Origin of the sequence: Motilimonas pumila (assembly GCF_003596335.1) — a bacterium.
In the GTDB taxonomy this organism is placed as follows: Bacteria; Pseudomonadota; Gammaproteobacteria; order Enterobacterales; family CBDFNC01; genus Motilimonas; species Motilimonas pumila.
Window position 1 is genome coordinate 525824 of the sequence record NZ_QZCH01000001.1, and the last position, 15023, is coordinate 540846.

Annotated in this window: 13 protein-coding genes; 9 read left to right on the forward strand and 4 right to left on the reverse strand. The window is 45.7% G+C overall.

The features are described 5' to 3' along the window. Positions 1 to 6 precede the first annotated feature (6 nt). The gene (locus D1Z90_RS02405) at positions 7 to 618 is read right to left on the reverse strand and encodes a TetR/AcrR family transcriptional regulator (protein WP_119909123.1); all 612 of its coding nucleotides are present in this window, start codon (positions 616 to 618) and stop codon (positions 7 to 9) included. 122 nt (positions 619 to 740) lie between these two features. Here D1Z90_RS02405 and D1Z90_RS02410 point away from each other — a divergent pair, with 122 nt between their 5' ends. From D1Z90_RS02410 to D1Z90_RS02420, 3 genes are all read left to right on the forward strand, one after another. Then, positions 741 to 1835 (forward strand): efflux RND transporter periplasmic adaptor subunit, encoded by a 1095-nt coding sequence (locus D1Z90_RS02410; protein WP_119909124.1) that lies wholly within the window; start codon positions 741 to 743, stop codon positions 1833 to 1835. A 3-nt stretch (positions 1836 to 1838) separates the two neighbouring features. Continuing rightward, positions 1839 to 4928 (forward strand): efflux RND transporter permease subunit, encoded by a 3090-nt coding sequence (locus D1Z90_RS02415; protein WP_119909125.1) that lies wholly within the window; start codon positions 1839 to 1841, stop codon positions 4926 to 4928. A gap of 145 nt (positions 4929 to 5073) precedes the next feature. Beyond that, positions 5074 to 5268, forward strand: coding sequence for a DUF4250 domain-containing protein (locus D1Z90_RS02420; RefSeq protein WP_119909126.1), 195 nt, complete (start codon positions 5074 to 5076; stop codon positions 5266 to 5268). Positions 5269 to 5342: 74 nt separating this feature from the next. Here the strand turns inward: D1Z90_RS02420 and trxC are convergent, their stop codons facing one another. Beyond that, positions 5343 to 5774, reverse strand: a complete 432-nt coding sequence (trxC, locus tag D1Z90_RS02425) for a thioredoxin TrxC (RefSeq protein ID WP_119909127.1) — start codon at positions 5772 to 5774, stop codon at positions 5343 to 5345. Positions 5775 to 6069: 295 nt separating this feature from the next. On the opposite strand from trxC, the gene D1Z90_RS02430 reads away from it, so the two are divergent. From D1Z90_RS02430 to D1Z90_RS02450, 5 genes are all read left to right on the forward strand, one after another. Then, positions 6070 to 7422 (forward strand): sodium-dependent transporter, encoded by a 1353-nt coding sequence (locus D1Z90_RS02430; protein ID WP_119909128.1) that lies wholly within the window; start codon positions 6070 to 6072, stop codon positions 7420 to 7422. A 164-nt stretch (positions 7423 to 7586) separates the two neighbouring features. Then, complete coding sequence (locus D1Z90_RS02435; RefSeq protein WP_158587032.1) at positions 7587 to 8129, forward strand: zf-TFIIB domain-containing protein; 543 nt, start codon at positions 7587 to 7589, stop codon at positions 8127 to 8129. 867 nt (positions 8130 to 8996) lie between these two features. Continuing rightward, entirely contained in the window at positions 8997 to 10955 is a 1959-nt protein-coding gene (locus D1Z90_RS02440) for a PTS mannitol transporter subunit IICBA (protein WP_119909130.1), read from the forward strand. Between the two features lie 90 nt (positions 10956 to 11045). Beyond that, on the forward strand, positions 11046 to 12191 hold the full coding sequence (locus D1Z90_RS02445; RefSeq protein WP_119909131.1) for a mannitol-1-phosphate 5-dehydrogenase: 1146 nt from the start codon (positions 11046 to 11048) through the stop codon (positions 12189 to 12191). 66 nt (positions 12192 to 12257) lie between these two features. Continuing rightward, positions 12258 to 12785, forward strand: a complete 528-nt coding sequence (locus D1Z90_RS02450; protein ID WP_119909132.1) for an MltR family transcriptional regulator — start codon at positions 12258 to 12260, stop codon at positions 12783 to 12785. Position 12786: 1 nt separating this feature from the next. Here the strand turns inward: D1Z90_RS02450 and cysQ are convergent, their stop codons facing one another. Beyond that, entirely contained in the window at positions 12787 to 13599 is an 813-nt protein-coding gene (gene cysQ, locus D1Z90_RS02455) for a 3'(2'),5'-bisphosphate nucleotidase CysQ (RefSeq protein ID WP_119909133.1), read from the reverse strand. Between the two features lie 65 nt (positions 13600 to 13664). Further along, positions 13665 to 14255, reverse strand: coding sequence for an ADP compounds hydrolase NudE (gene nudE / locus D1Z90_RS02460; RefSeq protein WP_119909134.1), 591 nt, complete (start codon positions 14253 to 14255; stop codon positions 13665 to 13667). 80 nt (positions 14256 to 14335) lie between these two features. Between nudE and yrfG the strand changes: the two genes are divergently transcribed. Beyond that, positions 14336 to 15007, forward strand: coding sequence for a GMP/IMP nucleotidase (gene yrfG, locus D1Z90_RS02465; protein ID WP_119909135.1), 672 nt, complete (start codon positions 14336 to 14338; stop codon positions 15005 to 15007). Positions 15008 to 15023 lie beyond the last annotated feature (16 nt).

Below are 15023 nucleotides of genomic sequence, written 5' to 3' on the forward strand. Positions count from 1 at the left end.
GAACCATCACTCCGGAGCATAAGCCTTTAAAAAGAACTTCACCGACGCCCGTAAATAATCGTCGCGCTCCTCGGCGGTTTGCGTGTCGGGCACATTCAGCTCGGCCCGCATATGCGCTTCTCCCATCATAATAGATAAAAACTGACACGCAGCCCAACGCGGCTGAGGCACTGTGAGCTCACCTTGCTCGTCTTTCGCGGCTAAATAATCCGCCAACATGTTAATTAGCTTGTTAGGGCCAGCCTCAAAAAACACCACCGCCAGTTGCGGCACATTTTGCGACTCAAAGGCACATAGCGTATGGGTTTTTACCGCATCTTCACTGGTAATGAATTGACCAAAGTCTAACGCCAATTGCAGTAAACGGCTCGCAGCCGGTTGCTCTGGGCTGAGGTCTTCTTCCCCTAAAATCAGCCCCATGCATTTATCAGACATCGCGGCGGTGAACAATTCTTCTTTACTGCCAAAATGGCTGTAGACCGTTTGCTTCGACACCCCGGCTTGATCCGCTATTTTTTTCATGGTGATGTTATTAAAACCATATTGAGTAAATAGCTTCATGGAAGCGTTAATGATCAGCTCACGCTTATGTTCACTTTTTGTTCTATTATTATTCATTGTGCTTCTATGTTCTGCTTAACTTTCCAGCATAGGTAAAAATATCAAATTAAAACTAGACTCTTGAGTCTAACAAAAATAAACTAGACCCAGTAGTCCAATTTAAATTAATGGAATAACGCATGGGCCAAAATTTCGTACTACCCCACTTTAATAAGCTCTTCATTCTGCTTAGTTTTATTATCTTATCGAGTCAGTCAGTCGGAGCAGAAACCAAGCTCCACTTGGCTGAAAGCATCGCCTTAAAAGCTGAAACTCAATTTAATATTGAGCGAAAATTTGTGGGCAGTGTGTTTGCTCAGCAAAACGCAAACCTCGGGTTTGAACTGGCTGGCAAGGTGTCAAGTTTACTCGCAAACACCGGAGATATCATTGCTAAAGGCGACATTTTGGCAAAACAAGATACCGAACTACTGGAAATTGAACGTAAGGAACTTACTGCGCAACTGAGCCAAACCGAGGCAGATATTGTGCTAGTGGCAGCTAATCTGAAACGACTTTCTTCATTAAAACAAAAAGGCTATACCTCAGACCAAAGTGTGGATGAGTTACAAGCCCAACGTAAGTCCTTGAACGCCAATAAAGCCCGTGTTGAAGCTTCATTGAACGCCAACCAAGCCAAGCTCAATAAATCCCAGCTAGTGGCACCGTTCGCAGGCCAAATTGGTGCGCGAAACGTAGCAGAAGGGCAAGTCGTCAATGCTGGCGAGCCGGTATTCCAAATTTTGCAGCGAGATAAACAAGAGATAAAAGTCGGGATCCCGGTCAGGGTGATCCATAAGCTGGATAAAAATGCGCCAGTCAGTGCCACCATAGGCACAAACCACTTACCTGTTTCTCTTATTACTCAAGGCGCACTCGTTGATGCCAACACACGCACCGTGCAACTGCGCTTTGCGCTACCGGCAGATAAAAGCTTTATTCCAGGCCAATTGGCCTTTATTCACCTGCAAGAGCAACAACAGGAAGCTGGTTTTTGGGTACCAATGACGGCTCTTACTGATGGCGTGCGTGGCTTATGGAATGTCTTTGTCGCAGTGAAACAAGGAGATAGTTGGTTGCTAGAAAGGCGGGATATTCGCGTAGCATATGCCGACAAAAGCGCTGCTTATATCCACGGAGCGCTCGCGGCCAATGAGCGTATTATTACCAGTGGCGTGCATAAACTGGTTCCCGGTCAAGCCGTTCGCTTAATTGACAGTGATTGGAGTCGATAAGCCATGATCAATGCATTTGTCACCAACAGCCGGCTACTGATATTGATGCTGGCGGTCATTATTGTATCTGGGTTAGGCGCACTGCACACCTTGCCGCGCACCGAAGATCCCCGCATCACTAACCGCTTTGCGTCAATACTGACGGCCTTTCCAGGCGCTTCGGCGGAGCGAGTGGAAGCGTTAATCAGTGAAAAAATAGAAACTAAAATTCGCAAATTGCCAGAGATAAAACTGCTAACTTCTACGTCTCGTCCGGGCATGTCTGTGATTCAGGTAGAGCTCAAAGACGACGTCATGGACGGTACGCCGGTATGGTCTAGGATCCGTGATTTGCTCGGTGACATTGCCCCTGAATTACCTCAAGGCAGCGCGTCGCCGGTGCTTGATGACGATCGCGGGTACGCGTTTAGTCGTATTATCGCGTTGACTTGGCAAGGCGCTGGCGAGCCAGACCAAGCCATTTTAGCCCGCTACGCCAAAGAGTTGTTAAATCGATTTCGCCTCATTCCTGGAACCGATTTCGTTGAAGTGCAAGGGGCACCTGAAGAGGAAATTCTGGTTGAAGTGGATATCAATACAGCATCAGCTCTTGGCTTAACGCCGGCGCAGGTTTCTCAGCTTATCGCGGGGGCCGATGCGAAAGTAGCGGCTGGCGAAATCAACAATAGCTTTAACCGTATGCAACTGGAAATCACAGGTGAATTAAACTCCGTTGAGCGCATTCGTGATATTCCCATTGTCAGCGACAGTAATGGCTTTGTTTATCGAGTAGGCGATTTAGCACAGGTAAAACGTCAAATTAAACAACCACAAAGTGACTTAGCCATTATCAATGGTGAACAAGGTATTACAGTTTCTGCCCGCATGCTGCACGATATTCGTATCGACCAATGGAGCGCAAAAGTAGACCAAGACTTAGCCGAATTTAAGCGCATCTTGCCGGCAAATATTCAGGTCTCTGACATTTTTGACCAAAACGGCTATACCCATACTCGCCTGACCGACTTAATGGATAATGTGTTACTCGGGTTTGCGATTATTTCCGTGGTGCTATTGATTACACTGGGCTGGCGTTCTGCACTGATTGTGGCGTTATCACTGCCTATTACTGTGCTTTTTACCCTGAGTTGTATGAATTATTTTGGCCTACCAATTCATCAAATGTCAGTCACAGGTTTGGTGGTGGCACTTGGGATCATGGTGGATAACGCCATTGTTATGACAGATTCCATCGGCCAAAAGCGCCACCAAGGCATGTCCCCTATTTACGCCATTCAGCGTTCAATTAAGCATTTATGGTTGCCATTGCTGGGATCAACCCTAACCACCATTTTGGCCTTTATGCCAATTATTTTAATGCCAGGGCCTGCTGGCGAGTTTGTTGGCGGTATCGCGCTCAGCGTAATCTTTTCGTTAATTGGCTCGTATTTTATCTCTCATACCTTACTTGCCAGCGTGGCCGGGCGTTTTCTATTACAGCGTGAAAACAATCATCGCTGGTATCAAAACGGTGTTGCGTTCCCGGCGCTTGGCCGAGCCTTTCGTGCCACGCTAAAATTATCTTTACGTTTTCCGAAGAGCAGTGTGATACTGGTGTTTGCTTTGCCTGCATTTGGTTTTTTCAGTGCCGGAAAACTGACCGAACAGTTCTTTCCACCGTCAGATCGTGACATGTTTCATATCGAAGTCTTCTTAGCGCCGCAAACAAGCATCGAACGCACTCGCGCCGTCACGGCTGAAATAGACCAAGTGCTGGCTCAAGAAGCTACCATCAACTCAATTAATTGGTTTATCGGTAATAATGCGCCCACCTTCTATTACAACTTAATGCTACGCCAGCAAGGGGCGCAAAACTATGCGCAAGCAATGATAACCAGTACTGACTTTGAAGAAGCGAACCGTTTAATACCTGTGTTGCAAGAGCGACTAGACCGGGAGTTTCCAGAAGCACAAATTATCGTCCGCCAATTGGAGCAAGGCCCTCCTTTTAACGCGCCGATAGAAGTACGCTTGTACGGCCCGAACCTCGACAAGCTGAAAGTATACGGTGATGAAGTACGCCGAGTGATGTATCAAACACAAGACATGCTGCATACCCGCTCGACCTTACTTGCGGGCACGCCTAAGGTATGGCTCAACGTAAACGAAGAAGCCAGCCGCGTCATGGGATTAGGTTTAACCGAACTGGCATCGCAACTTGAAACTAGCACCCAAGGTCGAGTCAACGGTTCGGTATTAGAAGCTACCGAGTCTATTCCCGTGAGGATCCGCATTGCTGATGATCAAAGGCAACAATTATCGGACTTGGCGAGTTTGAATTTCACGAGCCAACAAGCCGGCTTCATTCCTGTCACAGCGCTGTCGGAAGTTGAGCTCAAACCCAGTCGAGGCGCCATCCCAAGACGCGATGGTAGCCGTGTCAATGTGATTGAAGGCTATATCACTCAAGGAGTACTGCCAGCCAAGGTGCTGACCGATCTCAAGCAACGCCTCGCTGATGAAAACATCGAACTGCCCGCGGGTTACCGATTAGAGTTTGGTGGTGAAGCAGCCAAGCGAGACGATGCCGTAGGTAACCTGCTGGCAAGTATTGGTTTGGTGATGACCTTGTTGGTGACAGTTATTGTGCTGTCGTTTAACTCATTTCGTTTGAGTTTGCTGATCATGCTAACAGCGGTGCAAGCTGCAGGTTTAGGTTTACTGAGCGTGTATCTAGGGGGTTACCCTTTCGGCTTTACCGTGATCATCGGCTTACTGGGCTTAATCGGCCTTGCCATTAACGCAGCCATCGTGATTTTGGCCGAGCTAAAGTCCACTCCCGCTGCTTGCGCCGGAGATAAAGAGGCGGCTCTCGAGTGTGTACTAAGTTGTACCCGCCATATTACTTCTACCACCATTACCACTGTAGGTGGCTTTATCCCGCTAATCTTAGCTGGCGGTGGTTTCTGGCCGCCATTTGCGGTGGCGATTGCTGGCGGTACTGTGATGACCACTTTAGTATCATTTTACTTTGTTCCGGCAGGCTTTATGCTCCTTAAGGGTCGTAAACACACCCCCTTGTTTATGAAGCAAGCTGCCACTGTGAGTGAATAATAAACTCACTCCCTATGAGGTAAACAAAGTCTAGGATGCTGCCAGGCTTTGCCGTCAAATCTGACTGGTAAAGCTTGGCGCATTGTTCCTGCTTCTGTTGCCCTTTATACTGCTTTAATCAAATCGCTTTAGGAGTTAACTCAATATGGACTTATCCAACTATCTCAAGATGGATATCAATATCTTGTTCAGTATTATTAATATGAAATTACGCGATGAAGAAGGCGATTTATCAGCACTGTGTCAACGCTATCAATTAGACGCTGAACTATTAGCCCAGCGCCTAGCCGAGAAAGGTTGGAACTACCATCAAGACGTCAATCAGTTCAAAGTCGGCTAAGAGCGCCGCCTCAATGAAAACGGCATTGCGTTTATGAAACTCAAAGCGTGCAAGTTACCATTCGCACCGCATACTTAGGCAATACCAGATTGCGTTAACCATTGACGAAATTGGTTAGCAGGCAGCGCTCCCGCGACTCTTGTCTGCTCCTTGCCCGCTTTTAACACCATTAAGGTAGGAATACTGCGTATTTGAAACTGTCCCGCCAATTGTTGCTCGGCTTCAGTATCCAGCTTTAAAAAGATAGCTTTACCAGCCAGTTCAGTGGCCACTTGCGAGTATGTCGGCGCAAATTGTTGGCATGGTCCACACCAGCTGGCCCAAAAGTCAATGACAATAGGTAAGCCTGCTTGCTTGAATGCCTCAAAATTGTTGCCCGTTGCGTTAACTGGGCCACTTAATATGGCTTGCTTGCATTTACCACATTGCGGGTCTGATGCTATTTTGGCCACGGGGATACGGTTTTGAGTGTGGCATTGGCTACAACGAATAATACAAGTTTCCATCACGCCTCCATCCTGTAAGATCTTATATTATGGTTGATATGGGGACTGTCAGCTTAAATTCCAAACACCAACCATGCTCCTCAAGCTAAAACGTACGTCATTATTAAACTTCGCCCAATCGCCTTATGACACAGCGCAATTAAAAACTTAAAACACATGGCCAAACCCTATAAACGTTTGACATTGACGCCTCAGTTGGCACACTTATCTGTATCATTTATTTCCTTCGTTCGTAGCAGATTTGACCTATCGGTTAAGCATTGTTGCAAACAGTAAAACTATCTTGTAGGTAACCATGACAGAAGACAGAGGTCAGTTTAGCTCTCGCTTGGGCTTTGTAATGGCGGCGGCCGGCTCTGCGGTAGGCGTTGGTAACATTTGGGGCTTTCCGACCCAAGCAGCTAGCAATGGTGGCGGTGCATTCCTTTTGGTATACATCATCTTAATTTTTCTATTGGGTTACCCCATGCTGGTTGCAGAGTTGCTGATTGGCCGTCACGGCCAGGCTAACCCAATGAAGTCGATGCAAAAGGTCGCGAGCTCCCCTGTCACGCGTAAAATTGGAGCTATCGCCGGCGTTGCTTCAATACTCGTGGTGACCTTAATTTTCACCTTCTATGGCATTATTTCAGGCTGGTTCATGAGTTATACCCTCGCCCCCATCGCAGAAGCGTTTGGCGCTCAAGATAAAGCCCAATGGTTGACAGACTTTTCATTGAGTCGAAATTTGGTCTTTACCTTACTGTTTGGCTTAGTCACTGTAATTGTGGTTAAAAAAGGCATTAAAGACGGTATCGAAAAATGGTCTACGCGGTTGATGCCTTTGCTGTTTTTATTGTTAATCGTCAGCGCTATCTACATGATGACGCAGCCAGGGGCAATGGCAGGCCTCAAGGTTTATCTTATTCCCGACTTTTCTAAAGTATTAGAGCCAAGTCTACTGGCCAGTGCTTTAGGGCAAACTTTCTTCTCTTTGTCCCTCGGCTCTGGCGCTATGATGGTGTATGGGTCTTATTTGAGTAAAAAAGACAGCGTACCTAAACTTGCCGTGCAGGTGACGTTAGTCGATACCGGAGTAGCCTTATTGGCCGGCTTATTGATAGTGCCAGCTATGTACGTGGCCATGCACCAAGGCGTGGAAATTTATGACGCAGCCGGTAATTTTCTAAAAGAAGATACGTTAGTCTTTACCGTATTACCGGCGCTCTTTGACACCATGGGCAGTGCTAAGTATGTGGTCAGCAGCGTATTTTTCTTTTTGCTGGTCGTTGCAGCTTTGACGTCCTCAATCGCCATGCTTGAAACCCCGGTTGCGTTCGTGTGTGAAACCTTAGGCATGGTACGCAACAAGGCGGTTTGGCTTGCCGGAGCCATGGCGACAGCCACCAGCTGCATCATAGTATTTAACTTTGAAACCTTATTCTCATTGGTAATTAAGATTTCGACTCAATACGCACAGCCACTTTCCAGCTTAGCCGTATGCGTATTTGCCGGTTGGGTATGGCATAGAAATCAAGTACTGGCGGAGATCAAACAAGGAGATGAGCAAATAGAGCACTCCCTGTTCTGGAGAGTTTGGCCAGCGTACGTGAAATACGTTTGCCCGATTTTGGTCGGCTTTTTAGTGATCCGCTCTATTACTGCTTAACCCCCTTTTATACCGCGCGGTGTTATTAACAAACATCAGTAATACCGCGCGCAGCTTTAAGCCGCTACTTTTCACAAAAGGGCTAATCTGCTCACTGAAATTTTTATAAAAAATGATAATTTAAAATACATCTTAATCCCCCCTATTTTCGCAAGGAGAATAACGTGCAGTGTACCAGTTGTGAACAAGGTCAATTAGTTGGCAGCCACCTCGCCCCTTTATTACCAACAAAAAGTTGCTCACATTGCGGTGGCCACTTCTTTTACCTCGCAGATTATCTTCGCTGGCTAGAGCAAGCGCCAAAGCCTACAGCGATAGACTCAGAGATCGAGGCTAACGAAACCAATAAAGCCATGTTATGCCCTGTATCTGGGCGCCTTATGCGTAAATACCGCATCACTCACACTCAGCCCCACAAGGTAGACTTGAGCACTTCTGTGAATGGTATTTGGCTAGATAAAGGCGAGTGGGAGTTGCTAGAGCAAGAGGGATTAAGCTTGGTTCTGAATAAGATCTTTACCGACCCATGGCAACGTAATATTCGTTTGGGTAAAACATCTGAAGTGCTCAAAGCTCAATATCAAGCCAAGTTTGGTGATCAAACCTACCAAAAAATGCAGGCGCTTCGTCAAGAGATCCACGACTCAGAGCAAAAAGCCGAGTTATTGGCTTACCTAGTCGCTGAAGACCCTTACTCTGTGACCTAACCTCAGCCTGCTATTCGTGTTTGCTTTGCGCTTTTGCATGACAATCAAGGCTTGTTTTACAAGCCTTGGCTATTTAACCAAGTTGAATAGCTGACACCGAGTCTTATACCTCTATCAGGCAAGGTAAGGCTTAGTTTGAGTAACCCAGCGAAAATGCCCAACATTCCCTTCTTAAACTCTAAAGCTTAAACCCTTAAACATCTAAGCGCCCACAAACTCATAAGCTCTTAAGCTCTTAAGCTCTTAAGCTCATTAGCTCTTAAGTACTAAGCCTTTGCCATGTTAAGAGGCTGCACCTGCCATCTCATTAACACACCTTGCTTTAGCTTTGCCAAACCAAGTGAGCCTTGAAAAACCAATGAAACAAAATTAAAAACCAACAACCACACCAGTAGCAGACAAATAGTTCAAATTACAAGCCATTAACAAACAGGTAAGGCTAAATTGATCGCATTTATACGAAATATAGTTTCAATAAAAAGTATTTCATGGCGTCGATAATTTTGCAGTAAAACCAAAAGAGATAAAGATCACAAACTGATTTCAATACACACAGCCAACTTACACAAAAAGAGAGCTGTATCACCTTTTTATTTTAACTAGAGATTATAAAAACGAGATGTGTGTCAGTTTAAAATTATTGACTTGTAGTTTTTAGATCAATTGTAAAAAAACAATCAGTGATATTTGTGAATAAGAGCAACAAAAAAGAGAAAGGTTATATGAATTTCGTGAGGGAAATCTAAAAAGCCCGTCATCGGCTACATTTAATAAAAATGTGTTAAATTGAGCCTGTACTAAAAGACAACTTAACTCGGTTTTGGCGAACCGTTTTTAAAAAAAACAAAGCAAATAACGGGACTCATTATGATATCACCAGATGCTAAGATAAAGATACAAAATTTTGGCCGGTTCCTCTCCAACATGGTCATGCCCAACATCGGCGCATTCATCGCCTGGGGCTTTATAACTGCACTATTTATTCCAACAGGTTGGCTGCCAAATGAAACGTTAGCGCAACTGGTTGGCCCTATGGTGACTTACTTATTACCACTGCTTATTGGTTATACGGGCGGTAAATTGGTTGGCGGCGAGCGCGGCGCAGTCGTTGGCGCAATCACGACCATGGGTGTGATTGTCGGCACTGACATTCCTATGTTCATGGGAGCCATGATAGTCGGCCCTATGGGTGGCTTAGCCATTAAGAAGTTTGATCAAGCCGTAGATGGCAAGGTCAAAAGCGGCTTTGAAATGTTGGTTAACAACTTCTCGGCCGGTATTATTGGTATGCTGTGTGCCATTCTGGCGTTCTTCTTGATAGGCCCTTTTGTAAAAGTCATTTCTGGCGGTTTAGCAGCAGGCGTTAATGCTTTGGTAAACGCAGGTTTATTGCCTCTTACCTCCATTTTTGTTGAACCAGCGAAAATCCTGTTCCTCAACAATGCTATTAACCACGGTATTTTCTCACCACTGGGCATTCAACAAGCCAACGAAATGGGTCAATCACTGTTTTTCTTGATTGAGTCTAACCCAGGTCCTGGTTTGGGCATTTTGCTGGCCTACATGGTTTTTGGTAAAGGCACAGCGAAACAAACCGCGGGCGGCGCTTCTATCATTCACTTCTTTGGTGGTATTCATGAAATCTACTTCCCGTACATTCTAATGAACCCACGTTTGATTCTGGCTGCTATTGCCGGTGGTATGACAGGTGTATTTGTTATCACTGCTTTCAACGCTGGCCTTGTTTCTCCTGCTTCACCGGGCTCTATTTTTGCCATCCTACTGATGACACCTAAAGCTTCAATCATCGGCGTGGCACTTTCAGTTATCTCAGCAACGGCGGTATCATTCGCTGTTGCAGCTTTGCTGCTCAAAACCCAAAACGTACAAGACGAGGACGAATCAACAACGCTGGCAAAAGCAAAAACCAAAATGCAAGGTATGAAATCAGGCGGCAATGCAACCACACCTGCTGCACTGGTAAACGAAGACAAAAACGATATCAACATGATTGACGTAAAACGCATCATAGTAGCGTGTGATGCGGGCATGGGCTCAAGTGCGATGGGCGCAAGCTTACTACGTAAAAAGGTCAGTAATGCTGGCTTAGACATTCATGTTACCAACTGTGCAATCAATAACTTACCAGAGGATGTAGATATCGTGATTACTCATAAAGACCTAACAGACCGCGCTCGTAAACACGCCGCTAATGCCAAACACATCTCTTTGGTAAATTTCCTAGACAGCGACTTATACACTCAACTGGTTGCGCAAATGACACCCGAAACCGCCCTTGATGCGGCCAACGATGACCAATACGAGCCAATCAAAGCCGCCAATGACGACAACTTTGAAGCAGCTGAAACTGCGCAAACACCTGTTTTTCAAATTGAAGCGAAAAACATTCACCTTGGCCTGACAGCCACAGACAAACAGCAAGCGATTCAATTTGCAGGCGAGCAGCTAGTTGCCCTTGGTTACGCAGAAGAAGACTACATTCCAGCCATGTTTGAACGTGAAGCCATGGTACCGACTTACCTTGGCGAGTCTATCGCCGTGCCCCACGGCACCATCGAAGCCAAAGACCGCGTTAAGAAAACGGGTATTGTGATTTGCCAATATCAAGCCGGAGTAAAATTCTCAGACGATGAAGATGACGTTGCTCACTTAGTCATTGGCATCGCCGCCAAAAACAATGAACATATGGATGTGATATCTACCATCACTAATGCCTTGGACGACCCCAACGCTATTGAGCGCTTGAGTAACACCAATGACATCAACGAAGTACTCGAAATTTTAGCTGGCAAGCAAGCAGCATAAATCAGCACTAAAACATCCATCACGGTTAATTATGTGTCAGGCCACTCCTTTCCATTAGGTCTGGCACACCCTAAATTTGAGGTAGACATCATGAAAGCAGTACATTTTGGCGCAGGCAACATTGGCAGAGGTTTCATTGGTAAAGTATTAGCAGACGCTAACGTGGCGGTGACATTTGCAGACGTCAACGCACCACTAATAGACCAACTCAGCCACGAGCAATCGTACAAGGTCAAAGTCGTTGGCAGCCACTGCCAAGTAGATACCGTGACCCATGTAACGGCGGTAAACTCGGCCAGCCCAGCACTGATTGAACAGATTGTGAAAACGGATTTAATCACCACTGCCGTTGGGCCCAACGTGTTAGACCTCATTGCGCAAACGATTGCCCAAGGACTGACTAAACGCTTTGAAGCCGGTAATCTAACTCCTCTTAATGTGATTGCCTGTGAAAACATGGTGCGCGGTACCAGCCACCTAAAAGCAGAGGTAATGAATTACTTAAGTTCAGAACATGCAGAGCAAGCAGAGCAACTGATAGGTTTTGTTGATTCAGCCGTCGATCGTATTGTGCCGCCTTCGGCCGCTGCCAACGAAGACCCTTTAGAGGTTACGGTAGAAAGCTTCAGTGAATGGATTGTCGATAAAGGTCAGTTCAAAGGCAGCGTACCGAAAATTCAAGGCATGGAAACCACAGATAACCTGATGGCGTTTGTGGAGCGTAAACTCTTCACTTTAAACACTGGCCACATCATTACGGCTTATTTAGGCTCGTTAAAAGGCCATGTCACGATTAAAGAAGCCATTGAAGATGAAGATATTCGCCAGCAAGTACGCACCGCAATGCAACAAAGTGGTGAGGTACTGATTAATCGTTACGGTTTTGACCGTGATATGCACCATGCATATATCGACAAGATCATCAGCCGTTTCTCAAACCCATACCTAAGAGATGAAATCGAGCGGGTTGGTCGCCAACCTATTCGTAAGTTAGGCGCTAATGATAGGTTAATAAAACCACTTCTTGGCACCTTAGAGTATGGCCTTGAGAACAGGGCTTTATTAAAAGGCATCGCTGCAGCATTTAAATATGTTAATGAAAATGACCCTCAAGCAGTTGAATTACAGGCGCATTTACAACAACATGGGCTGCGCGCAACGCTAGCACACTATTCAGGCCTTTCTGAAAACAGTGTTATTGCCATCAAAATTGAAAATATATACAACAGCTTATAGAACAGCCAAGCCTGAAGAGGAGCCAGCTCCTCTTCATTTTCCTTGTGCCGACTTAAGAGCAAAGATATGACAGAACAACAAGATACAGACCTATTACAACAATTGTACGACGCCACGTCGCTGCGCAGCTTTACCTTGATGACAGTGACTGCCATTGAGCAAGCGGTAGATGGTTTGATCAACCGCGTATTCCGTAAAGATGATTTTATGGTGAAGTCAGTAGTAGGCCCGCTGCTAGATAGCTCGGGCCCGCTGGGTGATCTCAGTATTCGCTTGAAGGTTTTGTTCAGTCTTGGCGCTATTGATATCAAGGTGTATCAAGATATTGAGCTGCTGACGCAACTGAAAGACTTTTTGAACCAATCGAGTAATGAGTTTCAATTTACTGATCAAGAGATCGTAAAGAAAATTGCCAGCTTGAATTGTATTTGCGACATGACGCTATCATCACTCGAACTGGCAAACCCGGACGATGATTCAGACCGCGCGTTATATGAAATGCAACTCGCTCGCCAACAACAAATCATTAAATCCGCTTTGATCCTAGCCATTGAGCAATTATGCCAAGGGCTAGCCAAAGACAGCCCTTTCTAAGCTACTGCGCTACGATAATATCTTGCCAAGGTAAACTGGCATCCCCCATCACAATAAAGTTAGGGTTCTCTAAGCTTTCACGCTTGTTATAACTCAGGGCATTAAGCTGCAAACAACACAAACTGCCACCGGCTTCAGTGACAATACATTGCGCACCTGCCGTGTCCCACTCTCCCGTAGGGCCAACACGGATGTAGCAATCTGCCGCTCCTTCTGCAACCAAGCAGCTTTTTAACGAACTCGAGCCTAATGGCAGCATAATGTAGTTCATAGCTGGTGCAAGTAGGCTGCTGATTTTACTCAATGATTGTACTTTACTGACCGCAATAGTGAGCTGTTTAGGATTGGCTTTATCACGCATGCTTGAGATAGACACTGGCGCAGCCACACCCACTTGCTTAAACGCACCATGGCCTTTTACGGCGTAATAACAAACATCAGAGATAGGCGCATAAATGACCCCAAGAATCGGTTCATTGTTATGCACCAGGGCAATAATGGTGGCAAAGTCGCCGCTGCGAGAAATGAATTCTTGGGTGCCATCAAGTGGATCTAACAGCCAATACGTTGGCCACTGCTCGCGCTGTGATAGCGGGATGTCAGCCGCTTCTTCAGATAATACCGGAATGTCAGGGGTAAGCTCTGTAAAAGCTTTGACCAAATATTCGTGAGCGGCAATATCAGCGCTAGTAACAGGGGTATCGTCGTACTTGGTCAGCGCTTCGTAATTCTTTTCAAGGTAGATTTTTTTGATTATGGCGCCCGCTTGACGCGCAAATTCACAAGCCGAAGGTAATAAATCAATTGCTTGCATACTGTCTCCTCACCACAAAAATCAATGCCTTAAACAAGCGCTTTACTTGCTTAAATAACTATAACTTATAACGAGCCCGATTGTGGCAACCAATTTAGTGCTAATAACAAAGCCGCAACACTGCGCGCTTCGGTAAAGTCATCTTGCTGTAATAACTCGTTTGCTTGGGCTAGTGGCCAACGAATCAGTTCTAGCGGCTCAGGCTCATCGCCTGCAAGTTGCTCAGGGTATAAGTCTTGGGCCACAAAGATGGTCATGGCGTTGGCAAAATAAGCCGGTGCTAACTCTAGCACTTTTAATTTCGTCAGTTGCTTAGCGCCAAAACCCGCTTCTTCTTTTAGTTCGCGGTTAGCGGCTTGTTCCGGGCTTTCTCCCGGGTCAATCAAACCTTTTGGAAACCCTAACGTGTAACTATGGGTACCAGCGCAGTACTCTCTCACTAACAATAACTCTTGATTATCAATTGGCACTGTCATAACAGCGCCATGCATTCTGCTTACCATTCTTTCATATTGGCGCTCTGCACCATTGGTAAACTTGAGATCTAACGATTCAATTTGAAAAAAACGACTTTTTGCCACGACTTGCCGCTGCACGATTGTGGGTTTTTCTGGCTCAGGTTTGCACCCTTGCGGGTCGGTTTGAGATACTGTCATTGGCTCGCCCTATTGAATAACAAAAGCTACACTAGCGCTAAATGTATTTCCATTAATATCAGATATTAACAAGGAACACCATGATTGACTGGCAGAACATTGATACCGTGTTATTGGACATGGACGGCACTTTATTAGACTTGCACTACGATAACCATTTATGGAATCACATCGTGCCGCAAGAGTATGCCAAAGTAAATCAGCTCAATTTGAGCCAAGCAAAAATCGCCCTTGAGCAAAAGTATAATCAAGTAGAAGATAGTTTGAGTTGGTATTGTTACGATTTTTGGACCCACACCTTAGGGCTAGATATCTACCAGATACAACACCTAAACTCTGACAAAATTGCTTGGCGTAAAGACGCCCTGTGGTTTTTGCAACAATTAGGCTCAATGAACAAACGCCGCGTACTGTTAACCAACGCTCACCCTGAGGGCGTAAGGGTCAAGAACGAAAAAACTCAGCTTTGTGGTTACCTTGATGACGTCATTTCTACCCATAGCTTTGGTCAACCTAAAGAAGAGCAGAGTCTGTGGCAACAGGTGCAGCAAGCGTTAGGTTTTGATCCTGCTCGCACCCTTTTTATTGATGACAACGAACTGATTTTACAAGCCGCGCAAACGTTTGGCATTGCACACTTAATCGCTATCAATACGCCCGACTCATCACTCGTGGCCAAGAGCTTTCAACACTTTGCCAGCATCGATGAATTCCAAGCGTTAATCAACCCGGCAAATAACAACGACAAATAAAATCATGGTGTCATAG

What these genes read in the sequence shown, in the direction of transcription:
- D1Z90_RS02450 (WP_119909132.1), top strand. Translation starts at nt 12,258, where the DNA reads ATGACAGAACAACAAGATACAGACCTATTACAACAATTGTACGACGCC.
- D1Z90_RS02415 (WP_119909125.1), top strand. Translation starts at nt 1,839, where the DNA reads ATGATCAATGCATTTGTCACCAACAGCCGGCTACTGATATTGATGCTG.
- D1Z90_RS02445 (WP_119909131.1), top strand. Translation starts at nt 11,046, where the DNA reads ATGAAAGCAGTACATTTTGGCGCAGGCAACATTGGCAGAGGTTTCATT.
- D1Z90_RS02440 (WP_119909130.1), top strand. Translation starts at nt 8,997, where the DNA reads ATGATATCACCAGATGCTAAGATAAAGATACAAAATTTTGGCCGGTTC.
- cysQ (WP_119909133.1), bottom strand. Translation starts at nt 13,599, where the DNA reads ATGCAAGCAATTGATTTATTACCTTCGGCTTGTGAATTTGCGCGTCAA.
- D1Z90_RS02420 (WP_119909126.1), top strand. Translation starts at nt 5,074, where the DNA reads ATGGACTTATCCAACTATCTCAAGATGGATATCAATATCTTGTTCAGT.
- nudE (WP_119909134.1), bottom strand. Translation starts at nt 14,255, where the DNA reads ATGACAGTATCTCAAACCGACCCGCAAGGGTGCAAACCTGAGCCAGAA.
- trxC (WP_119909127.1), bottom strand. Translation starts at nt 5,774, where the DNA reads ATGGAAACTTGTATTATTCGTTGTAGCCAATGCCACACTCAAAACCGT.
- yrfG (WP_119909135.1), top strand. Translation starts at nt 14,336, where the DNA reads ATGATTGACTGGCAGAACATTGATACCGTGTTATTGGACATGGACGGC.
- D1Z90_RS02410 (WP_119909124.1), top strand. Translation starts at nt 741, where the DNA reads ATGGGCCAAAATTTCGTACTACCCCACTTTAATAAGCTCTTCATTCTG.
- D1Z90_RS02430 (WP_119909128.1), top strand. Translation starts at nt 6,070, where the DNA reads ATGACAGAAGACAGAGGTCAGTTTAGCTCTCGCTTGGGCTTTGTAATG.
- D1Z90_RS02405 (WP_119909123.1), bottom strand. Translation starts at nt 618, where the DNA reads ATGAATAATAATAGAACAAAAAGTGAACATAAGCGTGAGCTGATCATT.